Annotated in this window: 16 protein-coding genes and 2 tRNA genes; 15 read left to right on the forward strand and 3 right to left on the reverse strand. The window is 24.6% G+C overall.

The annotated features are described in order from the left end of the window. Positions 1 to 326, forward strand: a 326-nt coding sequence (locus IC214_RS00005) for a DUF4116 domain-containing protein (RefSeq protein WP_227845350.1), incomplete at its 5' end; no start/stop codon positions are given. 287 nt (positions 327 to 613) lie between these two features. On the opposite strand, the gene IC214_RS00010 is transcribed toward IC214_RS00005, so the two are convergent. Next, the gene (locus IC214_RS00010; RefSeq protein ID WP_227825183.1) at positions 614 to 1,660 is read right to left on the reverse strand and encodes a DUF6076 domain-containing protein; all 1,047 of its coding nucleotides are present in this window, start codon (positions 1,658 to 1,660) and stop codon (positions 614 to 616) included. A 260-nt stretch (positions 1,661 to 1,920) separates the two neighbouring features. Here IC214_RS00010 and IC214_RS00015 point away from each other — a divergent pair, with 260 nt between their 5' ends. Both IC214_RS00015 and IC214_RS00020 read left to right on the forward strand, forming a co-directional pair. After that, positions 1,921 to 2,235, forward strand: coding sequence for a hypothetical protein (locus IC214_RS00015; RefSeq protein ID WP_227825184.1), 315 nt, complete (start codon positions 1,921 to 1,923; stop codon positions 2,233 to 2,235). A gap of 546 nt (positions 2,236 to 2,781) precedes the next feature. Continuing rightward, complete coding sequence (locus IC214_RS00020; protein ID WP_227825185.1) at positions 2,782 to 3,465, forward strand: hypothetical protein; 684 nt, start codon at positions 2,782 to 2,784, stop codon at positions 3,463 to 3,465. 597 nt (positions 3,466 to 4,062) lie between these two features. Here the strand turns inward: IC214_RS00020 and lepB are convergent. Both lepB and IC214_RS00030 read right to left on the reverse strand, forming a co-directional pair. Then, on the reverse strand, positions 4,063 to 4,587 hold the full coding sequence (gene lepB, locus IC214_RS00025; protein WP_227825186.1) for a signal peptidase I: 525 nt from the start codon (positions 4,585 to 4,587) through the stop codon (positions 4,063 to 4,065). 205 nt (positions 4,588 to 4,792) lie between these two features. Further along, positions 4,793 to 5,542: a hypothetical protein gene (locus IC214_RS00030; protein ID WP_227825187.1), complete on the reverse strand. Its 750-nt coding sequence runs from the start codon at positions 5,540 to 5,542 to the stop codon at positions 4,793 to 4,795. A 471-nt stretch (positions 5,543 to 6,013) separates the two neighbouring features. On the opposite strand from IC214_RS00030, the gene IC214_RS00035 reads away from it, so the two are divergent. The 12 genes from IC214_RS00035 (at position 6,014) to IC214_RS00090 (ending at position 14,715) form a co-directional block, all read left to right on the forward strand. Further along, positions 6,014 to 6,085 (forward strand) — tRNA-Pro (locus IC214_RS00035). 792 nt (positions 6,086 to 6,877) lie between these two features. After that, positions 6,878 to 6,950, forward strand: a tRNA-Met gene (locus tag IC214_RS00040). A 301-nt stretch (positions 6,951 to 7,251) separates the two neighbouring features. Further along, on the forward strand, positions 7,252 to 7,605 hold the full coding sequence (locus IC214_RS00045) for a hypothetical protein (protein WP_227825188.1): 354 nt from the start codon (positions 7,252 to 7,254) through the stop codon (positions 7,603 to 7,605). 162 nt (positions 7,606 to 7,767) lie between these two features. Next, the gene (locus tag IC214_RS00050; RefSeq protein ID WP_227825189.1) at positions 7,768 to 8,289 is read left to right on the forward strand and encodes a hypothetical protein; all 522 of its coding nucleotides are present in this window, start codon (positions 7,768 to 7,770) and stop codon (positions 8,287 to 8,289) included. A 415-nt stretch (positions 8,290 to 8,704) separates the two neighbouring features. Continuing rightward, positions 8,705 to 11,128, forward strand: coding sequence for a helix-hairpin-helix domain-containing protein (locus IC214_RS00055; protein WP_227825190.1), 2,424 nt, complete (start codon positions 8,705 to 8,707; stop codon positions 11,126 to 11,128). Between the two features lie 10 nt (positions 11,129 to 11,138). Next, positions 11,139 to 11,483 (forward strand): helix-turn-helix domain-containing protein, encoded by a 345-nt coding sequence (locus tag IC214_RS00060; protein ID WP_227825191.1) that lies wholly within the window; start codon positions 11,139 to 11,141, stop codon positions 11,481 to 11,483. A gap of 103 nt (positions 11,484 to 11,586) precedes the next feature. Then, on the forward strand, positions 11,587 to 11,865 hold the full coding sequence (locus tag IC214_RS00065) for a hypothetical protein (protein WP_227825192.1): 279 nt from the start codon (positions 11,587 to 11,589) through the stop codon (positions 11,863 to 11,865). Positions 11,866 to 12,069: 204 nt separating this feature from the next. Beyond that, positions 12,070 to 12,531 (forward strand): hypothetical protein, encoded by a 462-nt coding sequence (locus tag IC214_RS00070; RefSeq protein WP_227845349.1) that lies wholly within the window; start codon positions 12,070 to 12,072, stop codon positions 12,529 to 12,531. A 47-nt stretch (positions 12,532 to 12,578) separates the two neighbouring features. Next, positions 12,579 to 12,911, forward strand: coding sequence for a hypothetical protein (locus tag IC214_RS00075; RefSeq protein WP_227825194.1), 333 nt, complete (start codon positions 12,579 to 12,581; stop codon positions 12,909 to 12,911). 16 nt (positions 12,912 to 12,927) lie between these two features. Further along, on the forward strand, positions 12,928 to 13,566 hold the full coding sequence (locus tag IC214_RS00080) for a hypothetical protein (RefSeq protein WP_227845348.1): 639 nt from the start codon (positions 12,928 to 12,930) through the stop codon (positions 13,564 to 13,566). Positions 13,567 to 13,589: 23 nt separating this feature from the next. Next, complete coding sequence (locus tag IC214_RS00085; protein WP_227845347.1) at positions 13,590 to 14,225, forward strand: hypothetical protein; 636 nt, start codon at positions 13,590 to 13,592, stop codon at positions 14,223 to 14,225. 91 nt (positions 14,226 to 14,316) lie between these two features. Beyond that, positions 14,317 to 14,715 (forward strand): hypothetical protein, encoded by a 399-nt coding sequence (locus tag IC214_RS00090; RefSeq protein WP_227825196.1) that lies wholly within the window; start codon positions 14,317 to 14,319, stop codon positions 14,713 to 14,715. Positions 14,716 to 14,730 lie beyond the last annotated feature (15 nt).

Raw genomic sequence — 14,730 nt, forward strand, 5'->3', positions numbered from 1 at the left:
GTTTGTATTTAAAACATGTAAAATGGGATGAATTAAGAGGTAAATTTTCAAACGAACAGCTCGATGAAATATGTATAAAGGCTATAAGAAAATCACCAATGGTCTTGCAATATATAGAAAATCAAACAGAGGAAATGTGTTTAATAGCAGTAAAAAAAGATGGATTAGCACTTAAGGATGTAGATAACCAAACAGAAAAAATATGCTTAGAAGCTATGAATGAAAATCCATTGTCTTTCTATTCAATAAGACGAAAAGAAGTTAAATTTACGAAAAAAAATTTACTTAAAATGTATATTAAGCTAATAAAGTATAAACTATTTTAAAATTTATATTAAATAGGAAGCAATATCTCATGAACTTTTTGGTTCATGAGATATTCTATTTTATAATGGTTTGTGATATAATAAAAGCAAGAAGAACTACAATCTATTTTAATCTGGAGTGAAGTTCTTTATAAGCCATAGTTTATTTTTTGGATTTAAATATAAATTTAAATTCAACTAAAAAGCCAGTCTTTGTGCGAGACTGGCTTTTTACTTTTTTGTAAGATTGATTAGAGTATTTAAATATATCTAATATTAAAAACTATTGTATAAAATAAAAATATTTATTATAAAGATAGTTTAAGCAAAAAATCTTCTTTTGTTATTTCATTGTTAATGTATTGTTTTCTTAGTTTTTGTGCAACTTTAGACCATTTCATAAATTCTTCCTTTGATTCTCCTATGTAATTTTCTTTTAATTCATCTCTTTTCATTTTTGCATATTTTGCATTATATATCCGTTCATACTCTTTTAAAGTAGGATTGTTGGATATTTTTAGTTTATATGTTTTTTTAATGCCGATTTGGTTACAAGTAAGATTATTTTCATAAATTCTATTACAGTAATAAGCATTATGTTTACTTTTAAGTATAAAAAATTCACCACATAGCTGACATTTTTTTATTTTCAATTCTAATTTGCACATCTCTGCAAACTCATAGAATAAAAATTCTTCTAACTCTTCTAAAATTAAATACTTTATTGGATTTACTTCTTCAAATTGTTTATATGTAAGAGGAGGATGTTTTGTTTTATAATTGGTATTGTTATAATTTATGTCATTTATCTTATATAAATCTGATTCACAATTTTTCACAAGAGTTAAAGAATGAGGTGTTTTAAAAGAAAAATTTTCATATTGAGGGTGTTTATCTAAAAATAGAATAAATCGTTCACTTTGTGTTAATTTCGTTAAAGATTCTGTGTTAAGACAAATCTCAGCACCTTCTTTAAAAATCTCTTGCAATCTAATTATTTCTTCTAAAGCTCTAAAAGCAAGATGTAGTTGGTTTAAAATATTCTTCTCACTTAGAAATACAAATTCTATTTTGCTAACTAAATAAGAATAAGCAATATCATGTTTATTTTTTATAAGTTCTGCTATATGGTATATAATATTGTGGAGATTATCATAATTATTTTCTATATCTTCAATAATTATTTTATTATTTATAAAGTATTGGTTTAGTTGATTTTTATATTCAGCTAAATCCATTAGTAAGAACTCTATTAAATCCTCTCCAGGATAATCTATTTTTTTATCTTTAATTTGCTTTGAATTAATATAGTGTATTTTGTTTTTATTGTCTATTATTACTTTTATATTAAACATGTCTTTTATTAATGCCAGAGATTAAAAGTTTTAGTAATAATCCCAGCTACTCCTTTTTCTTTATAATATATTATAATATCATAAAGAATTAAATTTTGTAAAATATGGGTTTTTTCGATTCCTTATTTTAAAATTCAACAAACAATGATATTATAATCCATAAGAATAAGTAAAAAATTTATGTACAACAATGAAGATATTAGAATTTATAAAGGGCCCTATATATCTTTTTTTGTTAAAAATGAGGGGGGTTATTTCTTATGTTTTATTATAATGTAAACGCTATCATAGAAAAATTAGAGCAGGATGTGTTTTTAAGATCAAATGAATTATCTCAAAGTGAATTTGACTTTCTCCAAAATTTTATAGATTTCTTTAATTCACATAATAAAAATGAATATATAGAAATAAGTGCTTCTAAATTTCTTAATATAAAAAGAGAGTTTGAAAATGATTATAAGGAACATTGTAAATTTATTAAAAATGGAAATGGCCTTAACAATATAAAAAAAATATTCGAAGATATAAGTTATAATTTATCAATGGGAGAAAATATACTTTTTAATTGGGAATAATCATTAATTCTTATAAATAAAATATAGTTGATAATTTCTATTGTAGGATAGGAAAATTAGTTTTTTAGTATTTTTAGTGTTTTTAAAAAAATAAACTTGACAAAAACTATTTTTTAGTATATTAATATAGGTTATTGTTCTGAGTAGTTATGAATATTCTGAAAATTATTTGTTTTATTTTTTATAAACAATATTAATGTTGAAATATTAGTAAAGAAGTGTTAAAATACTATTAATGGATAAAGATTTGTATTAATAACAAAGCAGAGATGGCTATAGTATTAATCAAATAATAAGATAATATGGGTAGAATAGCTGGAGGACATGTAAACTTATTTGAGTATACATGTGAAATTCAATGCGACAAATCTGATTATGCCATAAAATTAGACTCTGAATTGTTGTTAAAAAAAATATATTAATAAAATAGACTAATGAGTTACCTAAATTTAGGTAACTCATTTTTATATAAAGTTTTAGTTATAAATAGCATTTAAATGTATATAATAAAAAAAATTAAATATAAAGAGGTGAAATTGTAATAAAATGAATAAATTTAATAAATTAGGAGATTCTCTTTTAGACTGCAAAAGAGAACTGTTAAAGGATTACCCAGAGATAATAACTAATAGTTTAATATTTTTTGCTAAAGATATGTTAGAAAAACAAATTATAGACGAAGATGTATTTGAATTATTAAAAAACAAAAATATAAATTTTAATGATTTTAGGAATACAATCATTTTTAATAGTAATTGTATAAAAACACAAGAAGAATTATTGGAAGAATATGAAGCTATAATCCAAAAAATAAGTGAATTTTTAGATTTTGAGAGCTTGGACATAAAAGTATCTGAAGATATTGAAAAAGAGATAATCTCTTTGAGTAAAGCTTTTATAATTCCTATTTCTTTTATCAAAAATTATTTTGATATTGATTCAGAAGAAAGTTTTAGAGAAATTACAAAGCAACAAGGATTTATGCATAAATTTGCAGTATTAAGAATGCCTAAAATAATAGCACCTTTTATAAAAGAAGGAGAATTTTTTGATGTTATAAACTCAGATGTATTTTTTCAAAAAGAAGAAGAGTCCTATGGGATTTTTCTATCTTTCAATATAAAATTAGCAGGATTTGAAAATAATAAAATTTTAGAAGATACAATAGGGGAGATTTCAAACATATTAGAATCTGTCCAGGTTGCCTTTAAGAATGGATTATCCTGTTAAACAAAAAAGAAAACCTTAAGGTTTTCTTTTTATTTGATTTATTTCAAATCAATCTCAAGTCTCCTCTTAAAGAATCTATACTTTAAGATAAGCTTATTATTACTTATATTTATTATAGCAAATAAAAAATCCTTACTATAATAAGGAGGGATCTTATCAATATCATATTTTAGATCTAAAATATGCAATACAAATTTAGCATTAAAATAAAGACAACATGATAGTGCAATCCATATAGTATAGAATACTATTAACAAATACTTAATCTGTATATGAGAAGATCTTAGTATAACTAATATCAAAGGAGCCAAATTAACTATAAATAATAGTATTTTATATAACTGGGATTTAAAAAAGATATTGTCTTTGGTAGTAGTATTTTTTAACAAATATAATATTATTTTATCAGTAAATATTATATTCACTGAACTTATTAATATATATATAAAACAAATTAGAAATATAAATAACATAGTATTAAACACCTTTCTTTAGTAATATTCTATAAGTTATTCTATTTCCAAAAAAAAATCTTATAACAAATTTAAGGCTATATAAACAAAAAGAAAGAGGTATTTAATAAATACCTCTTTCCCCTTAAGATTTAAATTTTTTAAATTGACTTAGATTAAAAATAACTTTTCCTTCAATATCTTTTTGATCAATTAGACCAACTATGGAGCTTCTGCTGTCTATGCTATTATTTCTATTATCTCCCATAACAAAGATTTTATCTTTAGGTATTTTTATCTCTAAGTCGCTTGTTTGCATTTTTTCATTTATATAATTTTCTTCAATTAATTTATCATTTATATATAATTTATTATTTACTATTTTTAAAGTATCCCCTTCAACAGCGATAACTCTTTTTATTATATATTTGACGTTTAGATCACTTCTTTTAATTACAACCACATCTTTATATTTTGGGTCTTCTTTATTATAAGCTATTTTACTTATTATTAGTTTTTCTCTGTCATATAAAGTTTGGTCCATTGAATGTCCCATTACTGTAGTTAAACGAATAACAGAAGAAATTAATAAAAAAGCTATTACACTTAATATTGCTGTTACGATTATATCTTTAAAAGTAAACTTTTCATTTACTTGTTTTTTACTCATTTTCAGTCCTCCTAAATTAACTATAAATATAGCTAATTAATCTTATTTATATATATATATATGAATATATGAAATGTAATGATTGCATTTTATATAAAAAATGTAAATATATATTTAATTTATATAATAAAGTAATAAATATCAAAAGTCAATTAAAAACACTATATATAGTTTCGCATTTATAAATTAATCAATATATAGTAGGTTAAACTAATTTTTTAAAATTAAAGAAAGTCATTAGCTTATCTAAAAAAATAGTTTTTAAAACATCGACATTTGCTATGTTTTTATATTCTTCTTCTAATAATACTTTATATGTAATGATTTCTTCAGCTAATCTATTTATATTATTAGAATTTGAAACCATTTCTTTATGTATTTCATTTAGATACTTTTTTGTTCTTAATCTAATATCAACCATTTTTAAAATATTATCATTAGATAATAGTTGAGGGGATTGGGAAATAGAGTATAGATAAAGTTCATACTCTTTTAATTTATTAAGTTCTATTTTTTTTTCAGAAATACAGTTATTCATGTTTAATATATACTCATATTCTTTTTCTTTAATTGTTTTTAAATAAGGGTCCAAAGTCAATAAATTGTATTCTTTATTATTTTCTGTAAAGATAACATCTAAAAAATAAATTTTCTGATTTGTATTTATACTGAAGTAGATATTATCCTGGTTAATTTTATTATTAATTGTATCAATTATACTTTTTAAATAAAATTCCTGGAAAGTATTTAACTCTTCAGCATTAAAGATGTTTTCAAAAGTATTAAAAAAATAAGATAAGTCTTCAATGTCTAAAAATAAATCTTCAGTTAATAATTTATATTTATTTTCCTTACTATTATTAAAAAGATCCAGAATATGTTTAAATTTATTTATAATATCATTGGATATATCAATACCTTTATCTAAAGGTATTGACTTGTTTATATTTTTCATAGAATTTACAACTCCTTTATTATTAATATTTATTATTATATGATTTTATTTAATATAAATAACAAAAATTGAACGATTACGTTTTTTATAAAAAATTTTTTTGCTAAAAAAGTTGACACAAAAATAAAAAAATGATATATTTAGAATATAAAATTACAGAAAAAGGAAAAATGCCAAAGCTTCTCAAATAGGAGAGAACTATTAATAGTCAGTTCAAATCTGAGCTTTGGAACCATTATTAAGTAATTTTTATCAAACAAAGGTGAAGCACCTCATCTGAAATGATAAAATTAGTGGGGATAGAATATCCCTCAAAATTTATGAATGGTTGCTTATACAATAAAAACAGTTTTGCTATAAATTTGTTGATAATGTATTCCCCCTTTTAAAAAATATAATTGCAACCATTTTTAAAATTTTAAAACTGAGGTTTATTACTATTAAATATAGAGTAAATCTCAGTCATATTTTCGGGATATAGCCAAGTGGGAAGGCGGGGCATTTGGGATGCTCAGGTCATAGGTTCGAATCCTATTATTCCGACTAAAAAAGGAGGCATCAAATGAAAATTAGAGATATGTTAAAAAAAGATATAATAAATGAATTATATGAAATTAGTAAAAAAAATGAAAAAAGTAAACCTAAAAAAGATGTCTACAAAAACAGAAAAATAAAAAATTGATAAGTTGGAGAGTAGAGATTCTATTTATATAAGATAAAGGAACGAATTCTCTCTTACTGTTATAGAAGGAAGAGAAGTATCTTAAGCATAAATTCATATGAGGATACTGGGAGTATATTTTAGCTGGTGGGGGCTATTAAATTTAATTAGGAAGAAAGAGGTGATTCCACCAAAGTTTTAAAGGAATTATTGAAACACAAACTTCTACCGAATTGATTTTATATTTTCCTATTTTAGTATTAAAACACTAAGTAAAAAAAAGTAGAAAAGTCATACTTTTTAAATGGGTTTTTAAGACACATCTTGACTTCTCTGGATGTAAAAGGAAGAGAATAACAACTAAAAAATGCCCTATAGGATAAAAACTCCCCTTGGAGCTTAAAACAAAAGTAGATTAAAATATTCGTTTGGAGTTTTGGCGATTTATTGAGATTTGCTTGAGATAGATTGTTTGTTGTTTTTGCTATTTAATAAGGAACCTACTAAGCTTAATCATAGCTCAAATAAGTAGGACATTCTCATATAATTATATGAAACAAATATGTTATTGACGAGTGCGATAACGGTATAAGATAAATCTTGCTATTAGTTTAACTATATAGTGGGAGTATTGCTATTGGATAAGCCCTTTGGCCAAGGCACAATAGCATTATAGCAGGATAATGCAAATGGTAGCAAATTTGGCTCATTACCAAAAAGTTGAGGGTTCGAATCCCTCTCCTGCAATGAAGAAGATAGCTTCTTCTACCTATGTAAATTTAATAATGTAAATAAAAACTACAAATATTTCTCACAAAAATCCGAGTAGAAATGAATTACATCTTTAAAGTACATTAAATCCAAATATATTTGGAAAAGGAATAAATCCTTAATCGTGCAAAAAGAATATTAACAAAAAATATTTTTTACTGTAGGAGCTCCAAGAGAAAACTTGTAAAAAAACTTGCTATGGTAGAAGCTCGATACCATGTCTGGATTAACAGAATAACCAAATATAAAAATTAGTGTATGAAAGGGTGACTTATTTTTGGATAGAATACTTACTATAGTCGTTAGGTTTTTGATGAAAAGACTTAGCTCATATAATAAAAATGAGGAAGATAAAAAAGTTTTGCTTGAAATTAATGATTCCATATATCTAACCAGTGTTGATGATATAAAGAGTCAGAATACTGAAGAATATTTTCCAATAAAAACAAGCTCTCTAAGTGTAGCAGAGTCTATATTAAGTGAGATCATTCTTAAAGAAGCGATAAATGTAGAGCTTCCAATAGTACACAGATGTACAATTTGTAGTAATGTTATATATGGAGATAAAGTAAACAAAGGTATATATGGAGATATATGTGAAAAATGTAATGAAAGCTTTAATAATATATAAAATTTTATATGGCAGGTTGAAGGTGTCTATTTATAACTTTCCTTTTGGAATACTTAAGGGTTCGAGTCCCTTGGAAATTTTACTACTAAAAGCTTTTAACCAGGGGAGTTGTATATATAAGGGTTCAAATCCCTTGCTTGCCATCAATAGGAGGTAAATTTAATGAAATTAAATTTAAATGAATTAAGATTACTTATAAGCGATAAAGAAAATGATTTATATAATAAGCGAAGAGAACTTTTAGATAATAGTATTGTAATTGAACATTCTACATTTGTTCAAGGGAGAAATGAGTTAACTCAAATGACTCCAAAATATTCATTCGATGAAGAGCTGAGTAACTTTGATAAAATGACAGAGAATATTATTAAATATAGAAATTTACTGCAAAATACTAATAATAAAACAAAAATAAGTGATGAAGATACTATATCAAGTGCCTTAACAAAAATAAGAGAATATAGAAACTATTTAAATGTTCTTGATAAATTATCTTCATTGGATAAAGAGAAAAAACATAGAAAAGTAGATACTCAATATGCATCTTCTTTTTATATGGAAATAAAGACTTTAAATTTTGATAGAGATGTTATGATAGAGAAGAAAAATGAATTAAGAAAAAAAATTAATACACTTGAGTCTTTAATAAGTAAGATGAATAGTGATACCTATTTAGAAATTTAATAGCTATATCACATTAATAATTAATTATTGATGTTTTATATATAAAAATAATCTATCTTGTTTTTATTATTTGTGTAATTTACTGCTTTTGAATTCAGAGTATATAAAGACTCTAACCAAATAAAAAACATAAATTACATTTTACACATTACAAGTAACTATTTATTAAATTATAACTATTAACAATTTACAAATTAAATTTAATGCCAGTTAAAAAGAACAATGAAAGTTCATAAAATATATAAATTTATTAAAAACGATGATAGATTATTTATAAAAGAAGGGGAATTTCCCCTTCTTTTATTTTTATGTAAAAACAATCCATTTAAGTATTATAAGAATTGCTCCTAAAATCTAATATATATTATTAGAAAAAGTATTTATATATAAAATATAAAAAAGGGGACGATAAACTATGGATTTAGAAAAATATAAAAATGGGGATTCTATTAAGGTAACTGGTATCTGTGGAAATAATATTTTTTTTATTGAAGATACTTCCTTTGGGATTTACAATTTTGAAACGAATGACGATGTTAAGGTAACAATAAAAGGTACCTTTAATAAAAAATTAGTAGAAGGACAGACTTATGAGTTAAAAGGTACAATAGTTCTATATAAAAGAGAGAAACAGATAAAAGTAAATGAATTTAGAGTATGCAAGCCAAATACAAAGAAAGGGATAATAGCCTATCTTAAAACATTATATGGGTTAAAAAGTAGAGCAGAAAATATATATAATATATTTGGAGATGAATCCATACAAGTATTGCTTAATAATCCATTAGAAGTAGTTAATAAAGTTAGAGGGATTGGAAAGAAGTCAGTTTTAAAATGGCAAAAAGAATTAAAAGAAATTGAAGATAATCAATATATATTTATTGAATTATTAAACTATGGAATAAATTATAAAAATGCAAGAAAGTTACATGAAAAATATAAAGATGAAATACTTAAGTTAATAGAAGAGAATCCATATATGCTAATAAAAGAAATAAGAGGGTATGGCTTTTTAAAATGCGATAAAATTGCATTAGATTTAGGAGTAGAATTAGATAATATTAATAGATTAAAAGCTGGAGTAAAATTTTTACTACAAGAAGCTTTACTTAGTGGACACTGTTATCTTCCTCTTGAATTAATAATTGAAGATGCAATTAACTTGCTAAATCTTTCTTTAAGTTATAAAGAAATGTGTTCTTGTAGTAAAAGTTCTTCTGATGAGATTGTTAAGTTCGACAAAACATATAAATTAGACAAAGATCTATTGGCTGAAAAAATTTGTTTATATGAGAAAAATAAGAAGACAAAAAACAACTATATCTTATTTAGCATCAAGGAAAAGCTGATTTTAGAAGCAATTGAAGAATTAATAAATGAAAATGAAATAATAAATGAGGATGATTGCATTTATTTAAAGTATCTATACTTATCTGAAAAATTGCTTGCTGAAAGGTTAAAGTTGTTTACTAATTATAACCAAGTATATAAAAAAATTGAAGTAGAGAAAGTTCTTGATGAAGTATGTTCTGAAAAAGGATATATATTAGAAACTAAACAAAGAGAGGCGTGTATAGAATTTAATTTATATGATAATGGGCTATTTGTATTAAATGGACCTGCTGGGACAGGAAAGACATTTACTCTTAATTTAATCTTAGAAGTAGCAAAGCGACTAAGTAAAAGAAAATTAAAAATAGAAGCTGTTGCACCAACAGGAAAGGCTTCTAAAGTGGTTAGAAACGCTACTTACATGGATTGTTCAACAATTCATAGATCTCTTGGATACGTGCCTTATACGGGCTTTACCATGAATGAGTTTAATCAATTTAATAAAGACATAATTGTTTGTGATGAAGGGACTATGATAGATGTTGAATTAGGATGGAATTTTATAAAAGCCATAAAAACTACTTCTAAGTTAATTATTATGGGGGATGTACACCAATTACCTTCAGTTGGACCTGGTACAGTACTAAAAGATATTATAGAGAGCCAGATTGTAAAAGTAATAACTTTAGATGTTTTAAAGAGACAAGACTTATTATCTGGAATAGCTAAAAATGCAAATGGAGTTGTTGAATCAAAAATGGTTTGTCCAAATGAAGATGATAAAGATTTTTATGTTTTAGAAAGAGATTCAGTAAGAAAAGTAAGATTAGCTGTAATTAGTAGCATAAGAAGACTCATAGATAAATATGGGCTTGAAGAAATACAAGTTCTTCTACCTCAAAGGACAGGTTCATTGGGGACTAATGTGTTTAATTATATAATACAAAAAGAGTTTAACCCATATGCTAATTCTGAAAAAAAGATTTTAAAAACAAAGTTTGAAGCTCAAATTGCAGAAGTTGGGGCATCTGAAGAAGTAAGTCTTTTTATTGCAAAGAATGATAAAGTAATACATGTTAAAAATAATTATAATATGGCTCTATATGAATTAAAAGATGGTTCTTTTAAGAAAATTAACAATACAGATGTTACAAATGGAGAATGTGGAGTAGTTTATGATATTGTCCCTTTAGAAAAAGGTGGTTTAAGAGTAATCGTAAAATATGATGAATTTTTTGCATTTTACGATGATGGTGTAGATGAATTAGAACTATCTTATGCAATTACAATACACAAAAGCCAAGGTAGTGCATGGAGAGCAATATTACTTCCAATTGTACCACAGCATATTTATATGTTATACAATAATCTAATTTATACAGGGATGACAAGAGCAAGAGATTTTTTAGCAATGATAGGAAGCATAAAAACAATACAACAGGGAATAAAAAGAGATATTGCAATTAAGAGAAATACAAAATTGAAGGAGAGAATGTTAGTAGCATAAGGAGGGAAAAATGGATTTATTTGGGGAGAGATTTAAAGGGCTAAGAAAGGAAATGGGTTTAACACAGGAAGAGCTTGTAGAAAGATTTAATAAATTAAATAATACACGTTTTAATAAATCGACGATATCGCAGTATGAAAATAATAAAAGAAAACCCGAACTGCCAATATTATATAAATGGGCAAATTTCTATGGAGTTTCTTTAGATTTTATTCTTGGAAGAAGCGAGATTAAATCACTTGAGCTTGAAGAAGACATGAAGGCTATTAAAATAGCTTATGAAAAAATGTCTCTTAAAGATAGAACAAAAATGATGTTCCTGTTAAAAGAAATATTTGATATAAATTTAAAATAATTATTTTAAAGAGCATATTTTTAATAGAATATGCTCTTTACGTTTTATATAATCAATAAATATGATATAATTAAGTTATAAATATAAAAAAGGAGCAGGTATATTGAATTTATTAATTGGAATATATGTAATTCAATTAAGTTTAGTTTTCTTATTTTTACAAAGAGTTTTTATACAAGAAAAAACCAGGGATAAAAATAATTCATTAAACATTCTAAAACAAAATCAGGAAGAATTAGGTTTTGTAAATCAAAGTGAATTTTTTACATTAGAAGATTATTTATTTATTTTTATACCTATATTTGGCTTACTTATAATGTTTATTCAATCAGATGTCTATAAGATTTATCAAGAAAACTTTGAGTCAATAACCCACCTCTAAAGAGGTAGGCTTGAAGTTATCTACAAGTCATATTGACCAGATTAAGTTTTAAACTACATTATTAAGGTCATAACACCTACAAATGCTTCTCCAGTTTGTAGCTTCTGTTGCATATTATTAAACAGTTTGTGGGTACAAACAGTGTAATATGCTATCAAGCCTTAATAATATTATCGAGGAGAGCAGTTTCTAACTGTGTTACCTATGAAGTTATGTAAATTAACTTCTGATGTAGTAGTCTCTACTGGAGGAGTAACTAAGCATAATAGAGTAAAAGCTAACTTGCCTAAAACTCATTACTATGATGCTTTGTGTGTTAAGGAAACGCCTAAAATCAAAATACACAAAGGGTTGAAGGAGTTATATATAAAATCAATAGGAAGAGGTACAAGAAGCAGAACATTATTAAATAAATATGGTTTTCCAAGAGCATATTTACCAAGACAAAAACAGTTCTTTGGCTATCAATCAGGAGATATGGTAAAAGCTAATATACCAAAAGGAAAATATATAGGTCAATATGTATCAAATGTAAGTTGTAGAAGCACAGGTACCTTTGCAATCTATTCAAAGAAACATGGCAAACAGATAGATGTAAACCATAAATATTTAAAACTAATACAAAAGGGCGATGGTTATAGATATGAGTTGAAGACTCTTGCTTAACACAAAGAGGGCAAATTCCTCACATCACTAAAGTAGCGTGTTCCCTTTTGCCTTTTTTATGGAAGTATTATAACTACTTATTATATAGTCTAAAAGCTATAGTAGAAAATGAAAAATATGAAAATGAATTTAATATTATTGAGGTAATTTTGTCTAATGACAAAAGTCCTTATTTTAAAATAGTTGCAGAAAATATGATTATATTTGGCTCACTCATAAATGAATTCAATAGTATAAAGAGCTATATTGAAGATGAACAAGAAATTATTGATATAAGAGATGAAATAAAATTATCTCTGATTGATTTTTTAAAGTTTATTGACTTTATAGTCAATGATTCTAAGAAAGAGATAGGATTATATTGGCTAAATAAAGTTTAGAAAGGGAAAATATATAATGAGTATATTAATAGATGAAATAATTGAAATGTATATGATTCAAGCAGTCTCAGGAGTCTTTTTATTCTTAATAAGTTTTTTTATAAAAAAAAATAAGTATAAAAATAAGTCCTTGAATTTTATAGAACAAAGTGACAATCCTATAAAATTTTTGTCTTCTGTAGCAGGTCTCATAGTATTACTTATACCTATTTTTGGATTAATAGTTTTTATATCTGGGATGAAGGAAATATTCTATAATCTAATAAGAGGAAATATTGAGAAAGAACATTCTCAATATTTATTAGATGTCATCAGAGTTATGTTTGATAAAGAATATGATATTAAGAGCCAATATAACAAAGAGTTTAGGCTTACAGAAAATATTTTATCTGATAGTGAAAGTCCTCATCATGAAATAGTTGTAAAATATGCAATTGCTTTTGAGTCATTGGCACATGAATATAATAATATGAAAGAATATATTGAAGATGAAGAAGAAATTATTGATATAAGAGATGAAATAAAATTATCTCTGATTGATTTTTTAAAGCTTATTGACTCTATAGTTAATGATTCTGAGAAAGAGAAAAGATTAAAAGAAAAGGAGATGTTATTAGAAAACATTAAAAGATATAGGAATATATTGACTAAATAAAATTTAGAAAGGAAAAATATATAATGAGTATATTAATAGATTTAATTATTGCTATATGTAAGATCCAAGCAGTTACAGGGGGGTTACTATTCTTGATAGCTTTTGTTCTTAAAAAAATTAAGTATAAAAATAAGTCCTTAAATTTTATAGAACAAAGAGATAATCCTATAAATTTTTTGTCTTCTGTATCAGGTCTCATAGTATTACTTATACCTATTTTGGGGTTCATAGTTTTTTTGTTTGGGGTGATGGAAATATTCTCTCTAATAAGCGGGGACTTTGAGAAAGAACATTCTCGATATTTATTAGATGTCATTAGAGTTATGTTTAATAAAGAATATGATATTAAGAGCCAATATAACAAAGAGTTTAGGCTTACAGAAAATATTTTATCTGATAGTGAAAGCCCTCATCATGAAATAGTTGTAAAATATGCAATTGCTTTTGAGTCATTGGCACATGAATATAATAACATAAAAGAATATATTGAAGATGAAAAAGCGATTAGAGATATGAGAGATGAAATGAAATTGGCCTTAATTAATTTATTGAAGACAGTTTATTCTATAGTTAATGACCCCAAAAGAGAAGTAGCATTGAAAGAAAAAGATATATTATTAGAAAATATGAAAAAATATAATAATATATTATCTAAGTGAAAAATGAACAAAACAATGCAAATAAAATATAGAATTTGTTATTTAAATTAAACTTAATAGTAGTTTGGATATGTTATATAAGGAGGATATTATGAAGGAAATAATTAGAACTATATATGATGAACATTCGGAAAAAAGTAAGTTTGAAAAAGCAAAGAAAATAAATATAGAAAATTATGAACATGATTTTCTGTATGATATTAAAACTGAACGATATTTTGAGGAAATAGATATTTTAAAAGAATATTATGAAAATGAAGAAATGGACTTGCCTAATTATGTTTATGGTTGTATACCAATAAAGTTTAAATTAAATATGTATGAAATAGTAAAAGATGAGTTGGAGGATAATCATTATGAGGATGCTATTAATCATGTAGATAAGGATAGCTTAAAATCTTTACAAGAGGTGGTTGACAAATGGACTGAATCACAAGGAATAGTTAGCTATGTACAAGATGATGATACCATAATATTATTAAATGAATAAGAAAAAGAATGAAGT

It is taken from the genome of Clostridioides sp. ES-S-0190-01 (assembly GCF_020658275.1).
Lineage (GTDB): Bacteria > Bacillota > Clostridia > Peptostreptococcales > Peptostreptococcaceae > Clostridioides.